Raw genomic sequence first — 3,306 nt, forward strand, 5'->3', positions numbered from 1 at the left:
ATCGACAGCATCAGCCCCACATCTCCCCAGCACATGGCTTCTACGCCCATGATGCCCATCATGTTGCTGCCATTTTTGATGCCGTCGCTCCCCCCGTCTTTCTTGCCTCCAGCACGGGGCATGGCCGCCATCATCTGCGCAACCGGCTTGAGCTCTTCAGGCGTATCACAGTGTTCAATAGCGTCGTACTTGCGCGCGATGGGACGAAAAACGCCGCTGGCCAATTGCTGCGCCATTTTCTGGGTTTGTGTGAGCTTTTCCGGCAATTCCAGATTAATCATGTTCTTCTCCTACACCATCAGGCTGCCGTGAAGCACGGCAATGCTGCGCAAGTTCCGGTACCACATTTCCAGCGGGTAATCGCGAACGAAGCCCGCTCCACCAAACAGCTGGATGCCGTTGGTGCCGATTTCCATGGCCTTCTCCATGCACAACAGCTGCGCCAGATAGGCCTCCTTGTGGAAATCCAGGCCCTGGTCGGCCCGGCTGGCGGCACGTAGCATCATCAGCCGCATCCCTTCGATCTCGATGGCCATGTTAGCCACCATGAATGCCACGGACTGGCGCCAGGCAATGGGCTCGCCAAAGGCCTTGCGTTCATTCACGTAGGGGATCGCGTATTCCATCACTGCCTGACAGCAGCCCACCGCCAGCGCGCACTGGCCGATGCGGGACAGGCCCAGCAGCCGGTCCAGATCGAAATGGGCCAACCGGTCGGCCTCGGGCACGGTCACTGATTCCAACGTCAGCGTGGCCGGTTCTGCACTGCGCAGCCCCATATACGCCTCGGCCTGAATGGTCAGGCCGGCCGCGTCTTTCGGAACGATAAAGGCGGATACCTCTCCCTTTTCCGCCGCCACCACTACAAACCACTCACATTGCTCGGCCAACGGCACCAGGCTCTTCACTCCATTGAGCACCACTTGCCCGTTTGCAGTTTGTGCCGTGGTAGCGGGAGAGGAAGGCTCGAAAGTGGCGCGCGGCTCCGTCAGCGCGATAGCCGCACCGGTAAAGGTTTCCGTGGCCATGGCAGGCAACCAGCGTTCCTGCTGCTCGTCGCTACCGAAATCCACCAGGGCGTTGACGGCAGCCATGGGCTGCAAGGCAGCCAGGGTATGAGAAATATCCCCCTCGGCCAGATCTTCCACTGCCAGCGCGTTGGAGAGCGGCGAACGTGGCATGCCCACACCGCCCAGAGCTTCCGGCATGGGCATCAACGCCAGGCCAAAACCGGCGATGCTGTTTAACAGTTCACCATTCGCCTTTGCTGCGTCATCCGCTGCGCGCGATTGCGGAAACAGGGAATCACGCACCATCTTGCGCATTCCTTCACGGGTCATGCGCTGTTCTTCGGTTAATGTCAGGTCAAAAAGCGGTGTGGACATACAAGGGCCTCATCCCGGCAAGCAAACGATTGTTTGAACAACAGTTTGTCACTGGCTGTCTACCACCGACAATGACAGGTCTGTGACCCCGGACGATAAAAACGGTAAAGTTGACTAAAAATACAACAATCATTCGGCTAGGCGCCTGTTGCCCGTGTTAACACTGATACCCAAAGATCCCCCGGAGCGCGCGGTCCGGTTAAAACGCCAAGTCATGGCGATCTATTCCTATTGTTTATTGTGGGCAGGCACCTTCATTGGTGTGGAACTCACCGCTTTTGAACCCAACACACCGCACCTGACCTTCTTCGCGGTGGTCTTTGCCATCAACGGGCTGTTCTATCTGCTTATTCGCAGTGGCGTCAGCGACCGCTTTGGCGATCCCAGCCTGACCATCCTGCAAATGGCCGTGGGCATCCTGCTGACCACCACTATTCTGCATTACTCCCGCGAACTGCGCGGCGCCATGCTGAGCATCTACTTTATGGTCATGACCTTTGGGGTGTTCGCACTGGACCGCCGACGCATGCTGCTGATGGCGGCCTTCACCCTGCTTTGCTTCAGCGGGTTACAGATCTATGAATGGATAAACGCTCCCCAACAGGCGATTTTCTCCTACCTGATCGGGCACTGGATCATCCTGACCCTGGGTCTGGGCTGGTTTATCTATATGGGTGGGTATATCCACAACCTGCAATTGCGGGTACGAGAACAACGCGAACGACTGCGCGAAGCCCACGACCGCCTCAGTGCCATTGCCGTGCGCGACGACCTGACCGGACTCTACAACCGCCGTCATTTTCTGGAACGGCTGGAAGAGGAAATGTCCCGCGCCGCGCGGGAGAACAGCCCCCTGCACCTGGCCATTCTTGATCTGGACCACTTCAAGCAAGTCAACGATACCTACGGCCACCACGCCGGAGACGAAGTGCTGCATCGCTTTGCACAACTGGCTTCCCAGGGATTACGCAAGTCTGACCTGTTGGCCCGCTATGGCGGGGAGGAATTCGTGGTGTTGTTCCCCCACACCAGCACCCAGGCCTGCCTGGCCGCACTGGAGCGCTTGCGCCGCCAGTTCTCACAACAACACTATTCCTTCACAGCAAACCTGAGCAGCGAATTTTCCGCCGGGCTCACCCATTACCAACCCGGCGAAAGCGCTGAGCAATTTATCAAACGTGCGGACAGCGCCCTCTACGAAGCCAAGGACCTGGGCAGAAACCGCATCGAGTTAGCCAGCTAGCATCCTGCCATCGGCTCGCGGAGAGCCCGCTGTGCCGGGCACAAATCCGGCATTCGACAGGCAAACGCAACAGGACGGTGGAGGCCCGGCGCGTCTATCGGTATGCTTGCTCGCCACCGGGAGAAAAGCATGTCAGAGATTACCAATCCAAGCCTGAAGAACACCGTCCGCCAGCATTTCGCCAGCCTGGGCGAAGACGCACCCACCTGGACGGAAATTCACGGCATGCTGTGCGCCCTGGCCGCTGGCCCGCACGAAGCCGGAGAAACGCCCCCGGTGGATTACGCCCATGAGCTGGACATGCCGGTTCCAGACGACGTGGCCGCAGCACTCGACCAGCTGCGCCAGCGCCTGGTTACCCAACTGCTCGGTGGCGAAACGGTGAACCTGCCTTGCCTGCTCGACCCCTACCAGGAAGAAGATGGCCAGGATCTGGCAAGCTGGTGTGCCGGCTTTATGACCGGCGTGTTCGTGAATGAACCGCTTTGGTATGAAAACGACGAAGAAACCATCGTTAATCTGCTGTTGCCCTTTATCCTGATTTCCGGCCTTGATGAAGACGAAGAACTGGATGCCCTGTGGGACAACACCCAGGTCGTCCGGCAGATGGCCCTGGGTATCCCGGAACTGATCGAAGAGCTGTTTCTTTGCTTTCATGGCCCGGATGAAGGTGGCGAA

At 58.5% G+C, this 3,306-nt stretch carries 3 protein-coding genes and 1 pseudogene; 2 read left to right on the forward strand and 2 right to left on the reverse strand.

All coding sequences use genetic code 11. The features are described 5' to 3' along the window. Positions 1–281: pseudogene (locus A3754_RS17570) on the reverse strand (acyl-CoA dehydrogenase); the annotation flags it as partial. 9 nt (positions 282–290) lie between these two features. Then, positions 291–1,385, reverse strand: coding sequence for an acyl-CoA dehydrogenase family protein (locus A3754_RS17575; RefSeq protein ID WP_063520742.1), 1,095 nt, complete (start codon positions 1,383–1,385; stop codon positions 291–293). A gap of 214 nt (positions 1,386–1,599) precedes the next feature. On the opposite strand from A3754_RS17575, the gene A3754_RS17580 reads away from it, so the two are divergent. Both A3754_RS17580 and A3754_RS17585 read left to right on the forward strand, forming a co-directional pair. Further along, a complete protein-coding gene (locus A3754_RS17580; protein WP_063520743.1) occupies positions 1,600–2,628 on the forward strand; it encodes a GGDEF domain-containing protein in 1,029 nt (342 codons plus the stop codon). 129 nt (positions 2,629–2,757) lie between these two features. After that, positions 2,758–3,306: YecA family protein (locus A3754_RS17585; RefSeq protein ID WP_231880680.1), on the forward strand; the 549-nt coding region annotated here is incomplete at its 3' end.

Source organism: Alcanivorax sp. HI0083 (assembly GCF_001635175.1).

Coding starts and splice junctions, on each gene's coding strand:
- A3754_RS17575 (WP_063520742.1), bottom strand. CDS start 1,385: ATGTCCACACCGCTTTTTGACCTGACATTAACCGAAGAACAGCGCATG.
- A3754_RS17580 (WP_063520743.1), top strand. CDS start 1,600: ATGGCGATCTATTCCTATTGTTTATTGTGGGCAGGCACCTTCATTGGT.